Source organism: Vibrio lentus, from assembly GCF_030409755.1.
Lineage (GTDB): Bacteria > Pseudomonadota > Gammaproteobacteria > Enterobacterales > Vibrionaceae > Vibrio > Vibrio lentus.
Map to the genome: position 1 here is coordinate 439,402 of NZ_JAUFQE010000002.1, position 14,467 is coordinate 453,868.

The window sequence follows — 14,467 nt, forward strand, 5'->3', positions numbered from 1 at the left end:
AACTACTTGAACCTTGTTGGTTTTTTTTTGAGGTGGAAGTCGTAACCTATTCATGTTCTGTCTATACTCATCACGTCAAAGTGATTGATTTGAAAGCAACAAAGCATAATTTGAATATTGGAGTCATCTATGAATTTCAGCCTCGAGCAACTCTCCACCTTTGTGACGGTTTACGAGCAAAAGTCTTTTAGCAAGGCGGCCGCTAAGCTAGATAAACACCGTAGTACCGTCGGGCAAGTTGTTGTCAATTTAGAGGATATTCTTGATGTCGCACTCTTTGAGCGCAAAGGTCGCAGTGTTGAAGCAACACAAGAAGGGAAGTTACTTTACCGCTATGCAAAGCAAGCCGTCGAGCAGCTAAAAGCCTTTGATAAAATAGCGCTCAACATTTCCCGAGGCGAACCAGAAACCATCAATATTGGTTATCTAAGCTTTATGCCACAGCTCATTTTGGTTGATATCAGGATGCAATTACAAAAAGACTTTCCAGGTTGTAGAGTCAATATGCTGGTCATGAATAAAAAGGAGATTAAGCAGGGGATTGAAGATGGGACACTGCACTTCGGTTTTGTGAATACTCACGAGAGTAGGGCGATGAATAGCTTTCACGCGGTTTACCTAGAAACCCTTACGCTGATCCCATTCGCAAGTAAAGGCAGTGAACTGAGTAAAACGCCACCAAACGAACTGTTCTCTAAGTTAAAAATATCTAAGCAGTTAATCTTGAAATCATTAATCGATGAAGGGATGGCAGATAAAGTCACCCTTTCTGCTAACTATGAGCTTGTTGACCAACTTGCGCTTGTGATCCAATTGGTTCAGCTGGACTTAGGTTGGGCGTTACTTCCTCGCTCTGTTATTTACTCTGAATTTGTGCAGCAAAATTTAATTGAGCTCAAGCCTACTGAGATTAAAAAAGGGTTAGAGATTCCCATTTCATTATGGAGCCCACACTCTTTGCATATTGAAGGGATAAGGGAATCTATCGTTACTGCTGCTAATGAATACATCCAACACGTTTATGATGAATACTTCTAACTTGGGTTTATTAGATTAAAAAAACAGCCAGTAAAAATCACTGGCTGTTATGAGAGCATATTAGTGCGCGTTAGGTAGATCGTCTCCAATCGCTTGTCGTAACTTCATCAATTTCGTTCTTTGCCAGATATTCGTACTTGATATCTGAATCTCGAACTCTTGGTGTTCATCACAAAAGATCGCTGATGGCAATTGGTCATAACTTCCGATCAAATCATCAAGTTGCACCTGAGACAAATTGGCGACATCTACGCCGACTTCGCTTACATATGAGGCCAGTTTACTCTCCTGAACTAACGTTGGCGCTTTCGGTTCTTTGACAGATATTTGTTGTCCTGTTTGTTTAAAACTAGACACATCAAATCCCATATCATCGATGCTAGTTGCACTTGTCGTTCCTGAAAACGAACCCGTGAGTAGCAATGCACATATAGCCTTTTTGATCATGATTACCTCACCTTTTTCTATAGTTGCGGATTGCCAGAGGCACCCGAGTCATCGATAGAAATCGTTGGTACTGTTAGGTTTTCCAAGAACTTTTCTTTGCTCAATCCTTCAAATCGCGATTCATCCGATGGTGTGTTACGAATGGGTTGGCCTGCCCATACTTTTTGGAACTCAGCTTCTTTAACCACTTGCTCACCATTTACGATGACATAAGAAATACCGGTTGTTGGATTGCCTTGTTCTTTGGCTTTGTAAGTCGCATTATCGGTTACGTTTTCTGGGTCGAAAATGGTGATATCCGCAACCATGCCTTCTTGCATACGACCACGAACTTTCATTGATTCAACCCCCGCATCACCTAGGTGCTTTGCTGCCCAGTAAGACGTTTGAGCAAGTGTGAATAACAATGGTACGCCTTCTTCACGTGCCATACGTAATACTTTGCCTCGAGTACCCGCAGTTCGAGGGTGACCTTGATATTCTGTTGGATCGGCATCCCAAGAATCAGTACCTAAACCTGAATAGATAGAATCTGCTGCAACGGTCATGTTTGGAATTTGTAGCCAGTATTTCATCCAATCTTTACGTGCAGGGCTAAACAGAACCACCAAGTGACCCGGATCTTCAGCGGCAATGACCAGATACTCTTCTTTGGTCAGAAATTTATCGCGTGTTGGGTCGTACATCATTTCTTCATACTTCGCGTTGTACATCCCTTCCACAGATTCCGGTACAAGGAAAGATGAACCAATCGCAGTGGATGCTGCATCATATGGGTAGTATTCAGACCACATCACTAAGCCTTTTTCTCGTGCAAGCTTTAGCTTTTCTTCCACTTCCCACCAACCGAAGTCGTTGTTGTGGTGCATCAAAAATGGTAAGTCGAGAAGCATCGCATTGGTAAAGATTTCGTCAAAACCTAGCTGTGCTTCTGGATTTGAAGGGTTAGCGTGAAAACGTGTATGTGATGATACAAATCGGTCCCAGTTTGCTGCGACTTTCATGGACTCGTACATCTCAAATGCCGTCAAGCCATCTTTCATATAAGCGGTTGTTGAAGCTAGGTTCAATGCACCTTCTGCAAAGCCTTGATCAAGAACAGAAAGGATTTGGTTCATCTGCTCGATGTCAGCTTTTGTCTCAGACCAGCCACTCACACCGTCTTTAGCCGCTTCTGTTCGAAGCGAGCCAAGAATCGTAGTCGCATCATGTGGGCCTGTAATTTTCACTTCAGGATCTAGGATTTGAAGACGAGCTCCTTCGTGGCTGACACCAGTACCGTAGTTCAGTGGCCATTTACCCGCTTTTTCTTCATACCACTCACCGACGCGAATCGCACCGACTTCCAGATCCATACCCGTTGTTACACCATCTAGGGCTGCAAGCTTGATAGATAAACCATCTAGCGAGTGAAAGTGGGTATCAATGAAACCTGGGGCAACCACTTGATTTGTTGCATCGATTGTCTCGTCACCGTCGAGTTTTTCTGCCGTAATTTTGATGATTTGACCATCTTTGATCCCGACGTTTAATACAGCATCCAGCATGCTTTCAGGGTCCATCACTCGTCCATTCTCGATAACTAGGTCGTAATCCGCGGCAAAAGCTCCTGACGCTCCTAGGCACAATGCGATACTAACAAGTCCGCTTATGCGGCCTTTCTTGAATGATTTTTTCATGATTTCTCTCTTTGTTGCTGGAAAGGTTAAAAGTGTTTACCTATTTCAGCTGAAATTAATTGTCGTACTGCCGTTTGTATTTCTGGCTTACCTTTGGAAGCTGAGATAATTCTAGCCCAATTTTTATATAACAAAATTTCAGTTTGTCTGATCTGATCCTACAAATTAAAAGCCCTGAGTTAATGATGAGAGTCTTGGTGTTGGTCTTTGAAAGTGATTTCCCATTATTTGGACGGAATGGATATCGTTGAGGCATAGAACCAATATATGAATATCAGCACGATGGTTATCGGTTTGATGGTGATTCAGGCTTTCGAGTGGCACCGCTTTACTTCACCCATTTATTGAATTCGTCACGCATCTCACCTTTACTTTACTCTTGTGAGCAAGCCATCGCTTCAGTCATCAAATGATAAAAAAGAAAAAGGTGAACGAACTATGAAGAATCCAGTGATAGCGGATACCAAGCCAATCAAAGTGGAGCTAACCGAAGGGGAGGAGTACTACTTCTGTACCTGTGGTAAATCGAAAAACCAACCGTTTTGTGATGGTTCTCATGCAGGTACCGGCTTTAAACCGAAGAGTTTTGTGGCCGAAGAAAACGGCGACGCCTATCTGTGTCGCTGTAAATATTCGAACAACCTACCTTTTTGCGATGGCACTCATAAACAGTTTACGGCTGAACAGGTTGGGCAAGAAGGCCCAGAGGTTCACATCCAAGCGGCTGCGCCAGACTTGTCTCCTGCTGCGAGCGCAACCAAAGAAGAACCCACGGTCGAGTTTATCCATCAACTGGCGCGCGATGGTTTATCTAAGGTTGGGCATCATGGGCCCATGACCTCAATGGGTGTGCCAAGATATCTATTGCCGCATTGGGATGATATTCAGGTGATGGTCGCGCAAATGGCGACCAAACCTCTGCTTGAAAATGTGCCTGTGGGTACGGAACTGATTATTGGCCCTAAAGCGAAGAAGCCGCTCAAGTTGAACATCTCCTTGTTTGTGTCTGATATGAGTTTTGGCTCGTTGTCTGAAGAAGCGAAAGTCTCGTTGGCGACAGGCGCAGAACTCGCAGGGACGGGTATCTGTTCTGGAGAGGGCGGTATGTTACCCGAAGAGCAAGCCGCGAACTCACGTTACTTTTATGAACTGGCCAGTGCTCAGTTTGGTTACGATGAATCTAAGCTCAAGAATGTCCAAGCCTTTCACTTTAAAGGCGGACAGGGGGCGAAAACTGGAACAGGCGGTCATCTGCCGGGAGTTAAGAACATCGGTAAGATTGCAGAGGTACGCGGCATTGAAGCGGGCACGGCTGCGATTTCTCCACCAACCTTTGTTGATCTAAAAACCGTCGCGGATTTTAAAAAGTTCGCCGACCGAGTTCGAGAAGTAACAGGCGGAATCCCGATTGGCTTCAAGTTGAGTGCCAATCACATTGAAGAAGACATTCAGTTTGCACTCGATGCCAGTGCCGATTACATCATCTTGGATGGGCGTGGTGGCGGTACAGGCGCTGCGCCTGAAATGTTCCGAGACCATATCAGTGTTCCCACCATTCCAGCACTTGCTCGTGCCAGAGCTTATTTAGACAAGCAAGGTGTCAGTGACAGAGTCACCTTAATCATTACTGGCGGACTTCGTGTTCCGATGGACTTTGTGAAAGCGATGGCGCTTGGCGCTGATGGTGTCGCCATCTCGAACAGCGCCATGCAGTCGATTGGTTGTGTGGCGGCGAGAATGTGTAATACCAACAATTGCCCAGCAGGCATCGCGACTCAAAAAGCCGACTTACGCCAACGGCTAAACGTTGAAAAGGCATCGAACCAATTGAAGAACTTCTTCGAAGCTTCGACTGAATTGATGCAAGTGATGGCGAGAGCGTGCGGTCATGATCATTTGAATCAATTTAACCCGCACGATTTAGCGACATGGAATCGTGAAATGGCAGAGTTATCAGGTGTAACTTATTCAGGTGTCAGCCCTTTAAATCAATCTAAGTAAATAACACTTCAATAAAGCACATTCACTGCATTTTTGGGTGTGCTTATTCTTGCCATGCAATACCAATCTATATTCCACCTGCTGTAAGGCATTGCTTTATTAGCGTTTTTAAATTACTTCCTATTTCTTGAAAATATCACTTTACCTCAAGTTAACTTGAGGTTTTATCATCCTACTTAATCTAAAAACACAGACAATCGCCTGATGGTTGTATAGACCAACAAGTGACGAATTGCAGGTGAGATAAATTAAGAAGGTTAGGGTATGGAACAGAATCAAGTGACTGAATATTTTGCACGAATAGGCTTATCTGAAACGAGTGACATTACGGTCGAAAGCCTCAAAGCCATTCATCAGCATCAACACAGAAGTATCCCGTTCGAAAACTTCGATGTGATCAATGGACAAGCGATTCAACTATCTCCCGAAGCGCTTTACCAAAAGCTAGTGGTTAATCAGCGAGGCGGTTATTGCCAAGAGTTAAATGGACTGCTGCTGAATGTGTTAACCCACTTGGGTTTTGAAGCCAGAAGCCTACTTGGCCGTGTTCACCTAGCAGGTGAGCCGACAGGGCGTAGTCATCGAGTAACGTTAGTGACACTCAATGGTCAGCAATGGTTGGTGGATGCGGGCTTTGGCACCTTTACACCTCGAGCTCCATTGCTGCTAGAAACCGGTCTTGAGCAATCTAATGATTTACAGACCTTCCGTTTCATAGAAGACGAATTGTACGGCTTGCTATTGCAAATCAAGCAGGGTGAAGAGTGGATGAAGGTATACAGCCTAGACATGACTCACGTGTGTGCGAACGATTTAGAGTCGAGCAACTTTTTTACATCTAACAGCCCGAAATCGATTTTTACATCGAACTGTATTGCGGCGCTGCCGATTGAAGACGGGATTGTCACGCTACTTAACCAGAAAATTAAAATTAGCAAAAACGGCTCAACAGAAGAGTGGTTGCTTGAAGACGAACCCGCTTATTTTGCTGCATTACAAACGTACTTTGGCTTAACCCTAAAGGTACCTTTCCAAGCTTTAGAGAAATGTTTCTAACCGATTTAAAGGATCAACAATGAAAGTATTAGCCATTGGCGCCACCAACAGTAAGACATCGATTAACCAACAATTAGCGGCTTATACCGCAAGCCTTGCGAACAACGCGCAAGTTGAAGTGCTTGATCTTAATGATTTTGAAATGCCGATTTACAGCGAAGACAGAGAAAAGGCGTCAGGTATTCACCAGCACGCGCAGCGCTTTTTTAGCAAGATTAGTGAAGCTGACGCTGTGGTCATTTCGTTTGCAGAATACAACGGTTCTTATACTGCGGCCTTTAAGAATGTGTTCGACTGGGCATCTCGAATTGATATGAAGGTTTACCAAGGCAAGCCTGTCGTTATGTTGGCTGCATCTCCGGGCCCAGGCGGCGCAACATCGGTGCTATCTTCTGCCGTAAACTCTGCGCCATATTTTGCTGCGGACATCAAAGGCACACTGTCTGTGCCGAGTTTTTACGACAATTTTGATGTAGAGATAGGGGAAGTGACCAACGCTGAAATGTTAGAGAACCTAAAATCGATCATGAGTAAGCTTTGAACCTTAAATACTAAGCCTCAAAGATAAACCTCAGGTGTTCAGTTATTAAGGTTGAGTCTTAGGTTGTAAGCTCGTGATTAATTAAGCACAGAAACGGCCACCCTCAGGTGACCGTTTTTTGTATGGTGACTACATGGGGGATTATTTAGATAGCTCAGCTGCAGTATCGGCGAAGATACCTGGCATATCTTTAGCTTCACGCTCTGTTTGTCCGCCATGTTTTAGAAACGCGCCAATGATTGCCGCTGTTTTTTGCTCTTTTGCACGCTCTAGGAAGTAACGAAGCTCTAGCTCTGCGCCCGCTTGTTCGTCTTTGATTGAAGCCGCGATGATCTCTTTGTACATCACGATGTCACGTACTTCTAACTGGCTGATCACACCTAACGTTGTTGCTAAGAAATCGTTTAGGTCGGCCTTCGGTACGAACTGCGTGATGATGTTACGGCTCTCTGCTTGTTGAGCAGTAAAATCGTTGCCGAGTAACAATGCTTGTAGCGCTTTGTTTTTACCCATGCGTCTTGCAAATTGCACTGCGCCTTGGCCACCCGTTGGGATGTTTACATGAATTTCTGGTTGTGCGAACGCTGAGTTTTCAGTGCCATAAGCTAGGTCACACGCCATCACAAATTCATTACCGCCCCCACGAGCCACACCATCAACCACTGCAACAGACACTTGCTTCATTGATTTGATGTTCTCAATCATGTGATTGAATTCAATCGAACCCGCTTGTCCACCTTGCGTACCATTGATCACATTAAGATCTAAGTGAGCCAAAAAGAAGCTTTCATTCAATGATTTAAATACAACAACCTTGGTATCACGATCATCTTTCAATGACAGAACGAATGCGTTGATCTCATTGATCAAATCGAAAGTCAGTACGTTCACTGGTGGGTTGTTGATAGATACAGTTGCAATGCCATTTTGGTTAGTTGCAGATAGTAGTGTCATGGGATGTTCCTCTATTAGTTCGGGACTTAATGTTGTCTCCGTTATGTGCAGCTACTATAGATTTGTAATAAGATGAGAAAAATAGGCAAATTTGCACAATATTGGTGCTTAAAATGCAACAAAGGGCGTTATGGATATATCGAGTCGTTTATTGTTATTACTTGAAGTGGTCGAGCTTGGCTCGTTTGTCAAAGTGGCGGAGCAAAGAAACGTTGATCGTTCTGTTATCTCAAAGCAGATTAGCCGTCTTGAGGAAGAGCTCAACGTTCGGTTATTGAATAGAACAACCCGTTCGTTATCTCTGACTGCGGCTGGCAATGAGATGGTCAATCAAGCGCATCAACTTCGAGCATTGTTGAACAACACTCGACGCCTAGCGCAAAACTACCACGCAGAGCCTCGTGGCTTACTGAGAATTACCAGCTCAACCATGTTTGGTCGACAGTATGTTCAGCAAGCGATTGCTGTGTTTCAAAAACAATATCCGGATGTCGATTTTGAATTGAGACTAGAAGACCGAATCGTAGACATGGTTAAAGAAGGGTTTGATATCGGTTTTCGTATCGGTAAGCCCAAAAACTCTAGTTTGATTAGCCGTAAGATCGCCAGAAGTCGATTGCTGATTGTTGCTTCCCCAGAGTTCATTGCTGAGCATGGAGAGATCAATACCATCGAAAAGCTAGAGTCATTACCTGCGACCATTTATGCCGCACCGGGATTGTTGATCGACAAGTTTTCCTATGTTGACCAAGAGGGACAAGCGCAGCATTTTCAGCTCAACGCGACCTATAAAGTGAATGATGTTGAGATGATTTCTAAGAGTGCTTTAACGGGCAGTACGCTCGCAGTAGTCACAGCGCAAATGATTGAAGATGAAGTACTGAACGGCGAGTTGGTGCCTATCATGACTCATTTACACTTGGATGACTTTGGTACTTTCTATGCGGTGTATCCACATCGAGATGCTCCAATCAAAACCAAGCTTTTCATTGATACATTGAAAAACATTGTTGGTGAAGAGCAGCCTGTGTGGGAGCAAGGTATTCCCGGCTTTGACAGCATGTATGGTAATCGTCCAGCGAAGTAGTAGACCAAAGGTTCAATCTGGGCTCTTGATAGATCGTCGTTTTCAATTTAGTCCAAACCTAAATTTGAACCCATAGTTAAAGTTAAAGTTAAAGTGAACTCTATTATACTGGTCAGTATCAGGACGAAATGACTATTCAAACAGGAAGTGAAAGATCATGAGAAACATTGTATACCTCACCATTGGTCAGCTGTCAGAGCGAAGCGGTGTCGCTCCTTCAGCGCTGCGCTTTTATGAAACCAAGGGGTTGATTGCTTCGATTCGCACTAACTGAAATCAACGTCGTTATCAGTCGGCGATGCTGCGTCGAATCGCGCTAATACAAGTGGCGCAGTCTATAGGCTTCACGCTCGAAGAGATCACCGAAGAGTTGTCTACTTTACCAATGAACCATACTGCGACTAAGCGAGATTGGGAACGCGTTGCGAAGAAATGGCAGGGGCAACTCGACAGTAAGATGGCGCAGATTAAATCGCTACAAGAAAACCTAACCGGTTGTATCGGTTGTGGTTGTTTGAGTATGCAGAAATGCCAACTGTTGAACCCTGAAGATATTCTGCATGACCAAGGGCAGGGCGCACAACGCATTGTTGATTAGCCCTGAATCAAGGTTCCTTATCTGAGAGCGTCGAATCCAATACACTCTATCTTATGGTCGTTTAGCCACTGCTTTAGTGCAGAGCTAGTGAGAAGCTGGTATTCCTCAACACGCCTCTCACGATAACCAGATAATGATTTAAGCTCATCAGTGACAGAAAGCGATGGGTGACACATCAATTCGACAACCCCTTTCGGCATTGCGGTTTGATAGCTCAGCAGTAAATCTTGTAAACGAGCAAGTGATACGCCGTCATCGAAAAATCGCATATCAAAAGCGTCGGGTGTGGCGACTTTTAGTGAATCTTGCCCATTCACAATGTTATCGATTCGTCTGACCGGAAGACCAATCTGATTGACGGTGCGAGTAAACGCGGCTTTGAGTGGTTTAAATACACCGCCAAAGTGATGGCTATCGATGTGGTTGATCGTTAACCCTGCATTGATAGCCGCTCGGTATTGAGCGTTGAGCTCAAGTGTCACTTGCTCTTCGACGACATCGGCTTTATCGAACAGAGTGACATTGTCTAAGAAGTTGCCTTGAGCATCCACCAAGCTAGGAACAAGCTCAGGTGGCGTCAGGGGTTTTCCTGCAGTAACGGTAAAGTGCAAACCAACCTCAGGGACTTTCCCTTGGTGATAAAGCTCCACAGCGTGTTGTGTGCCCGGCTGATTCATCATGATAGTGGTCGACTTGACCATTCCTGCTTGTAAGCAGTCGACGATGCCGTGGTTAACACTTTCTGTGAGCCCGAAATCATCGGCATTTAAGATCAGTTTCATCGCTAGCCTTCTTATTACTTAGTTTCTATGCGTTACTCATCAGTGCGGCAAAGGTTGGTTGTCTTGTGCTCAATGTCAGTTGATTTTCTATCTAATTGCTGGTCAATCTAGCTTCAATCGGTGAGCAAAGGCTGGCATGAAGTCTAAGTTTTCACGGATGGTTTCTTGTAATGCTTCATCGATGTGCGAACCACTATCGACAATAGGATTCAGAATCAATGCGCGCTTGGCAATGGCGATATCGCCCGTCATTGCGGCTTTCACGGTGAGTGTTTCAAACTCTTTCATTTGCTGGATGAGGCGTAGAGTATCGCTATCAAAAGGCTCGACATTTAATGGAAGGATCGCGCTGCTGGTGATCACCGAACTCACCTCAACTGCACAGTCGTCAGGCAGGCCTTTAATCGCACCGTTATTACGAGTGTTGACGTGCATGATAGAACGTTTGTTGTTGTGAATACTGCTCATTAGCTCACAAGCTGCTTCAGAGTAGTACGCGCCTCCTCGCTCTTCTAACAACTGAGGCTTGGTGTCTAACATCGGGTCTTGATAGATCGCCAACAGTTGTTCTTCTACCTTAGCGACAAGGTCTGCTCGGTTGGTGCTGTTCTCTGAAGCTGAGAATTCTTTGTCGAGAATATCTCGTGATTGGTAGTAGTAGCGTAGGTAGGCACATGGCACGAGGTTCAATGATCGAATCAGCTCGCTATCCCATTCAAAGGGTGGAATGTTTTTCGGCATCATTTGGTCGTTACCACCAAGTAACTGTTCAATCACCTCACCGAGTTTGTCTTTGCCTTCATGAAGTACTTTTCTCGCCCACACTAAGTGATTTAAGCCAGCAATTTGCATGGTAATGTCGGCACGTTCTGCTCCTAACATTTCAGCCGCGCCACGTTCCATGTTGACGGGCACATTGCATAGGCCAACAGTTTTGATGGTTGAGTGTTTAATCAAGGCTTCGGTCACCATGCCTGACGGGTTGGTGAAGTTAAGAAGCCAAGCGTCTGGGCAGAGTGTTTCCATCTCTTTGGCAATGTCTAGCGCAATTGGGATGGTGCGACAGGCATTTGAGAAGCCACCTAAGCCATTTGTTTCTTGGCCAATCATGCGGTATTTCAATGCGATTCGCTCATCTCGCAGCCGTGCTTCCAAACGACCTGCTCTAAATTGTGAACACACGAAATCAGCGTCGATTAAGGCCGATTGTCTATCTGTGGTGAGGTGAACAGCGATGTCGCAGTTGGCTTTTTTGATCATACGCTTGGTTAAATCCGCAATCACTTTTGCCTTGTCCATCCCTTCTTCGATATCGACTAACCACAAGTCAGAGATCGGCAGTTCGTGATGACGATTAAGGAGACCTTCAATGAGTTCTGGGGTGTAACTTGAGCCACCACCAATTACGACAACTTTGAGTTTTTGATTCTGTTTCATGTTGCTCACCATTTATCTTGTAGATTACGTGGTTTAATCTATATGATGGTTGTGCGCACCAACAAACCAGTAATGATGAGATATGAATTAATGAGGTTAATCCATGGGGTTGTTCGAAAATCGCCAACAAACGCTGTCGCTGCTGCACACCTTTAGTGTTGCAGCCAAATATTTGAGTTTCACGCAGGCGGCTGATGAACTCTGTTTGACTCAAGGGGCAGTGAGCCATCGCATTAAAAAGTTAGAGCAACAGCTGAAGTTCAACTTGTTCATTCGTAAAACTCGTAAGCTCGAATTAACGCCCGAGGGGCAGCGTGTTTTGTCGATGCTCAACATTTCGTTTGAGTCGATATTCTCGGAGCTAACGGACATCAAAACTGGAGAGCTGAGCGGCGAATTGTATATCGCTACGTCGCCTTATTTCGCTTCGTCTTGGCTGATGCCACGCCTGCCAGAATTTAGAAAACTCTATCCAAATTTAAGCATCAAATTACAAACCAAACAGAACCAATCTGATTTACAGTTTGAACCTTATGACGTGGCAATTTTCTATAGCGAAGGCCACTATCCGAATCACTATAGTGAGCGGTTATTTACAGGCGTGAGAACGCCGGTTTGTAGCCCTGAATATGCGCAAAAACTCAATCTTGAAAAGGGTGTTGATCGCTTAGAACAAGCGCGCTTTATACACAGTGGTGACATCACCGCATGGCAACGTTGGTTGGAAGAAGCACAAGGCAATGTTGACTGTACTCTGCAGTGTGATTATTACAGCGATAATCGCTTGGCAATGGATGCTGCAATATTGTCGATGGGAGTGGCTTTGGGGCGCCTAGAGTTCATGCAACCACAGATTGACCAAGGACTGTTGGTTGCACCATTTATGAGTATCGAATCAGGAAAAGGTTATGACTTGGTGTGTCCGAAAGGGATGGATCAGCGAACCAAGTTCCAAGTGTTCTCTCAATGGATCAAGCAACAGCTATGACGAAATCTCACGGCTAGACAAAACAAAGTAGAAGGTCTAGTTTAGGTGGTTCTTTCAATAAAAGAAGAGGTTAGTTATGTTCAGCCATGTTTTTCTCGGTACCGAAGATATTGAACGCGCGAAGTCTTTCTATGATCCAATTATGAAGGTGCTTGGTTACAACGAAGGTTCCGTTGATCCAAAAGGACGCTGTGTTTACGTTAGCCAAACGGGTGTATTAGGTTTAACCAAACCGATTGATGGTCAGCCAGCAACGCACGGCAATGGCATGACGGTGGGCTTTCTAGCGTCTTCACCTGAAGCTGTGGATGAGTGGCACCGTGTTGGCGTAGAAAATGGCGGCACAAGCATTGAAAACGGCCCTGGTGCGAGAGGCTCTGACGAGCGTCGTCTTTACATGGCCTATTTGCGAGATCCTGATGGAAACAAGATCTGTGCAACTCACTTTATGCCATAGTGGCGTATAATTAGATCGTATTGATTGTTCAGAGCTTGTGAATCACGGCTCTGAACTTGTAAGTTTTCCTGAAGACTCACAAATATTGCAAAGGATCTGTCAGATGTCACCAAACGAACTGTTTTATGAGAGCTTTGAGCGCTGCAGGATCGACCAAGAATTTTTAGAAACCTTCTTGGCTGATTTTTGTGAGCATAACCCTAGGTTTTCAGAACGATTTGAAAGCATTGGATTAGAGCAACAAACCAAGATGCTCAAAGCTTCTATTATCCTAATCTATAACTCGTCAGGTTTATCAAGCGTGAGAAACTCGGTTAAGAGGCTAGGTAAAAGACACAAAGATTTGGGGATGGATATCTCAGAGCAAGAGCTAAACGAGTGGTTTAATTCGTTGCTTAACACTGTTAAAAAGTACGACCCGCATTACAACGAGCAAGTTGAGCAAGCGTGGGCAGAAACGCTTGATGCTGGCCTCAAGATCATGAAACAAGAATGTGTTGTGCCACACCCTGTGAATCAATAAGTAAGTCACCAGCAGCTTTTCTTGAAAGGTAGACTTCATTTGAAAGGTAAGCCATGAATCAGGCTTACCTAAATTTCTAATATCCTGACTCTCCAATCAAAAATGAGCTGCCCAACCCACCAAGAAGCCTTGTGTGGCAGTATCGTATTCAAAAGTGCCTTTATTTTCGTAATCAACCCAAGTGGATTTGTAGGCGAGATTTAAATCTGACCAGTCGTTAATTTGATAACGAACTCCTGTTAGCAAAGAACTGGTAAAGTCAGTGTCGCTGCCAAGCCCCATGTCTAGACTGGTATGTGCTGTCCAACTTTTGTTGAGTTCTTTGGTCCATCGAACACCGACAAGATAATCGATCCAATCTTCATTGAGTGATTTACGTAAATCCACATTTCCTTTGGAACCATAGAGCCTTGTATCAATATCGTTGTCCCACCAACGTATCCCCACCATATAATCAATCATCCCGATATCATATTGATAGCGTTTGAAGCCCTTAGCCTCTAAAACGCCTTGTCTTATATCGACATTGCCTTTCAAAATGTTTTTGTTTATGTCTAGTACAGAATCTGTTTTCCCACTTAATTTCATGTAACTGTAATCAAGGTAGTAACCCCATTGATTGTCATAAATTCCTTCCAGGCGAAGCATGGCACCCATGTCGATATGATCCATGATGAATGCAGGATCAACGTCTACATCTGTTGAGATTCTACCGATCGTGCTGTTGCCTCGAATATTCAAAGCCTGAGCATAGATTTCAATACTGTGTTGCCATTTTTTTGTACTTGTTTCAGAGCTCGCTTCCTGAGCATTAACGGTTGAGCTGACCACTAACATTGATCCGATTAAGTAACGCCACTTAGCCATATTGATATCCCT

14 protein-coding genes and 1 pseudogene are annotated in these 14,467 nt (G+C 44.5%); 9 read left to right on the top strand and 6 right to left on the bottom strand.

Annotated elements, in window-relative coordinates; translation table 11 throughout:
• Positions 1-129: 129 nt before the first annotated feature.
• A complete protein-coding gene (locus QWZ07_RS10405; protein WP_065112090.1) occupies positions 130-1,038 on the top strand; it encodes a LysR family transcriptional regulator in 909 nt (302 codons plus the stop codon).
• 60 nt (positions 1,039-1,098) lie between these two features.
• Here the strand turns inward: QWZ07_RS10405 and QWZ07_RS10410 are convergent, their stop codons facing one another.
• Positions 1,099-1,485 (bottom strand): hypothetical protein, encoded by a 387-nt coding sequence (locus QWZ07_RS10410; protein WP_017069637.1) that lies wholly within the window; start codon positions 1,483-1,485, stop codon positions 1,099-1,101.
• A 17-nt stretch (positions 1,486-1,502) separates the two neighbouring features.
• On the bottom strand, positions 1,503-3,164 hold the full coding sequence (locus QWZ07_RS10415) for an amidohydrolase family protein (protein ID WP_065112092.1): 1,662 nt from the start codon (positions 3,162-3,164) through the stop codon (positions 1,503-1,505).
• 438 nt (positions 3,165-3,602) lie between these two features.
• On the opposite strand from QWZ07_RS10415, the gene QWZ07_RS10420 reads away from it, so the two are divergent.
• The 3 genes from QWZ07_RS10420 (at position 3,603) to QWZ07_RS10430 (ending at position 6,762) form a co-directional block, all read left to right on the top strand.
• On the top strand, positions 3,603-5,165 hold the full coding sequence (locus QWZ07_RS10420) for a glutamate synthase-related protein (protein WP_102315213.1): 1,563 nt from the start codon (positions 3,603-3,605) through the stop codon (positions 5,163-5,165).
• A 264-nt stretch (positions 5,166-5,429) separates the two neighbouring features.
• Complete coding sequence (locus QWZ07_RS10425) at positions 5,430-6,221, top strand: arylamine N-acetyltransferase family protein (protein WP_192852655.1); 792 nt, start codon at positions 5,430-5,432, stop codon at positions 6,219-6,221.
• Positions 6,222-6,240: 19 nt separating this feature from the next.
• Positions 6,241-6,762: an NADPH-dependent FMN reductase gene (locus QWZ07_RS10430; protein WP_192852656.1), complete on the top strand. Its 522-nt coding sequence runs from the start codon at positions 6,241-6,243 to the stop codon at positions 6,760-6,762.
• Between the two features lie 141 nt (positions 6,763-6,903).
• On the opposite strand, the gene QWZ07_RS10435 is transcribed toward QWZ07_RS10430, so the two are convergent.
• The gene (locus QWZ07_RS10435; protein WP_192852657.1) at positions 6,904-7,716 is read right to left on the bottom strand and encodes an enoyl-CoA hydratase/isomerase family protein; all 813 of its coding nucleotides are present in this window, start codon (positions 7,714-7,716) and stop codon (positions 6,904-6,906) included.
• A 130-nt stretch (positions 7,717-7,846) separates the two neighbouring features.
• On the opposite strand from QWZ07_RS10435, the gene QWZ07_RS10440 reads away from it, so the two are divergent.
• Together QWZ07_RS10440 and soxR are read left to right on the top strand one after the other, a co-directional pair.
• Positions 7,847-8,803 carry a LysR family transcriptional regulator gene (locus tag QWZ07_RS10440; protein WP_192852658.1) on the top strand — a complete coding sequence of 319 codons (957 nt, stop codon included), beginning with the start codon at positions 7,847-7,849 and terminating at the stop codon, positions 8,801-8,803.
• 157 nt (positions 8,804-8,960) lie between these two features.
• Positions 8,961-9,401: pseudogene (soxR, locus tag QWZ07_RS10445) on the top strand (redox-sensitive transcriptional activator SoxR).
• 17 nt (positions 9,402-9,418) lie between these two features.
• Here the strand turns inward: soxR and QWZ07_RS10450 are convergent.
• Positions 9,419-10,183 carry a carbohydrate deacetylase gene (locus QWZ07_RS10450; protein WP_192852659.1) on the bottom strand — a complete coding sequence of 255 codons (765 nt, stop codon included), beginning with the start codon at positions 10,181-10,183 and terminating at the stop codon, positions 9,419-9,421.
• Between the two features lie 102 nt (positions 10,184-10,285).
• Entirely contained in the window at positions 10,286-11,620 is a 1,335-nt protein-coding gene (locus QWZ07_RS10455) for a 6-phospho-beta-glucosidase (protein WP_192852660.1), read from the bottom strand.
• 103 nt (positions 11,621-11,723) lie between these two features.
• Here QWZ07_RS10455 and QWZ07_RS10460 point away from each other — a divergent pair, with 103 nt between their 5' ends.
• The 3 genes from QWZ07_RS10460 (at position 11,724) to QWZ07_RS10470 (ending at position 13,588) form a co-directional block, all read left to right on the top strand.
• Entirely contained in the window at positions 11,724-12,608 is an 885-nt protein-coding gene (locus tag QWZ07_RS10460; RefSeq protein ID WP_192852661.1) for a LysR substrate-binding domain-containing protein, read from the top strand.
• Between the two features lie 76 nt (positions 12,609-12,684).
• Positions 12,685-13,065, top strand: coding sequence for a VOC family protein (locus QWZ07_RS10465; RefSeq protein WP_076671269.1), 381 nt, complete (start codon positions 12,685-12,687; stop codon positions 13,063-13,065).
• A 103-nt stretch (positions 13,066-13,168) separates the two neighbouring features.
• Positions 13,169-13,588 (top strand): globin, encoded by a 420-nt coding sequence (locus QWZ07_RS10470; RefSeq protein ID WP_029223433.1) that lies wholly within the window; start codon positions 13,169-13,171, stop codon positions 13,586-13,588.
• 96 nt (positions 13,589-13,684) lie between these two features.
• On the opposite strand, the gene QWZ07_RS10475 is transcribed toward QWZ07_RS10470, so the two are convergent.
• Entirely contained in the window at positions 13,685-14,455 is a 771-nt protein-coding gene (locus tag QWZ07_RS10475) for a hypothetical protein (protein ID WP_192852662.1), read from the bottom strand.
• Positions 14,456-14,467: the final 12 nt, after the last annotated feature.

Excerpts from the sequence above, each read along its gene's own strand:
- QWZ07_RS10405 (WP_065112090.1), top strand. The coding sequence starts at position 130 with ATGAATTTCAGCCTCGAGCAACTCTCCACCTTTGTGACGGTTTACGAG.
- QWZ07_RS10410 (WP_017069637.1), bottom strand. The coding sequence starts at position 1,485 with ATGATCAAAAAGGCTATATGTGCATTGCTACTCACGGGTTCGTTTTCA.
- QWZ07_RS10415 (WP_065112092.1), bottom strand. The coding sequence starts at position 3,164 with ATGAAAAAATCATTCAAGAAAGGCCGCATAAGCGGACTTGTTAGTATC.
- QWZ07_RS10420 (WP_102315213.1), top strand. The coding sequence starts at position 3,603 with ATGAAGAATCCAGTGATAGCGGATACCAAGCCAATCAAAGTGGAGCTA.
- QWZ07_RS10425 (WP_192852655.1), top strand. The coding sequence starts at position 5,430 with ATGGAACAGAATCAAGTGACTGAATATTTTGCACGAATAGGCTTATCT.
- QWZ07_RS10430 (WP_192852656.1), top strand. The coding sequence starts at position 6,241 with ATGAAAGTATTAGCCATTGGCGCCACCAACAGTAAGACATCGATTAAC.
- QWZ07_RS10435 (WP_192852657.1), bottom strand. The coding sequence starts at position 7,716 with ATGACACTACTATCTGCAACTAACCAAAATGGCATTGCAACTGTATCT.
- QWZ07_RS10440 (WP_192852658.1), top strand. The coding sequence starts at position 7,847 with ATGGATATATCGAGTCGTTTATTGTTATTACTTGAAGTGGTCGAGCTT.
- QWZ07_RS10450 (WP_192852659.1), bottom strand. The coding sequence starts at position 10,183 with ATGAAACTGATCTTAAATGCCGATGATTTCGGGCTCACAGAAAGTGTT.
- QWZ07_RS10455 (WP_192852660.1), bottom strand. The coding sequence starts at position 11,620 with ATGAAACAGAATCAAAAACTCAAAGTTGTCGTAATTGGTGGTGGCTCA.
- QWZ07_RS10460 (WP_192852661.1), top strand. The coding sequence starts at position 11,724 with ATGGGGTTGTTCGAAAATCGCCAACAAACGCTGTCGCTGCTGCACACC.
- QWZ07_RS10465 (WP_076671269.1), top strand. The coding sequence starts at position 12,685 with ATGTTCAGCCATGTTTTTCTCGGTACCGAAGATATTGAACGCGCGAAG.
- QWZ07_RS10470 (WP_029223433.1), top strand. The coding sequence starts at position 13,169 with ATGTCACCAAACGAACTGTTTTATGAGAGCTTTGAGCGCTGCAGGATC.
- QWZ07_RS10475 (WP_192852662.1), bottom strand. The coding sequence starts at position 14,455 with ATGGCTAAGTGGCGTTACTTAATCGGATCAATGTTAGTGGTCAGCTCA.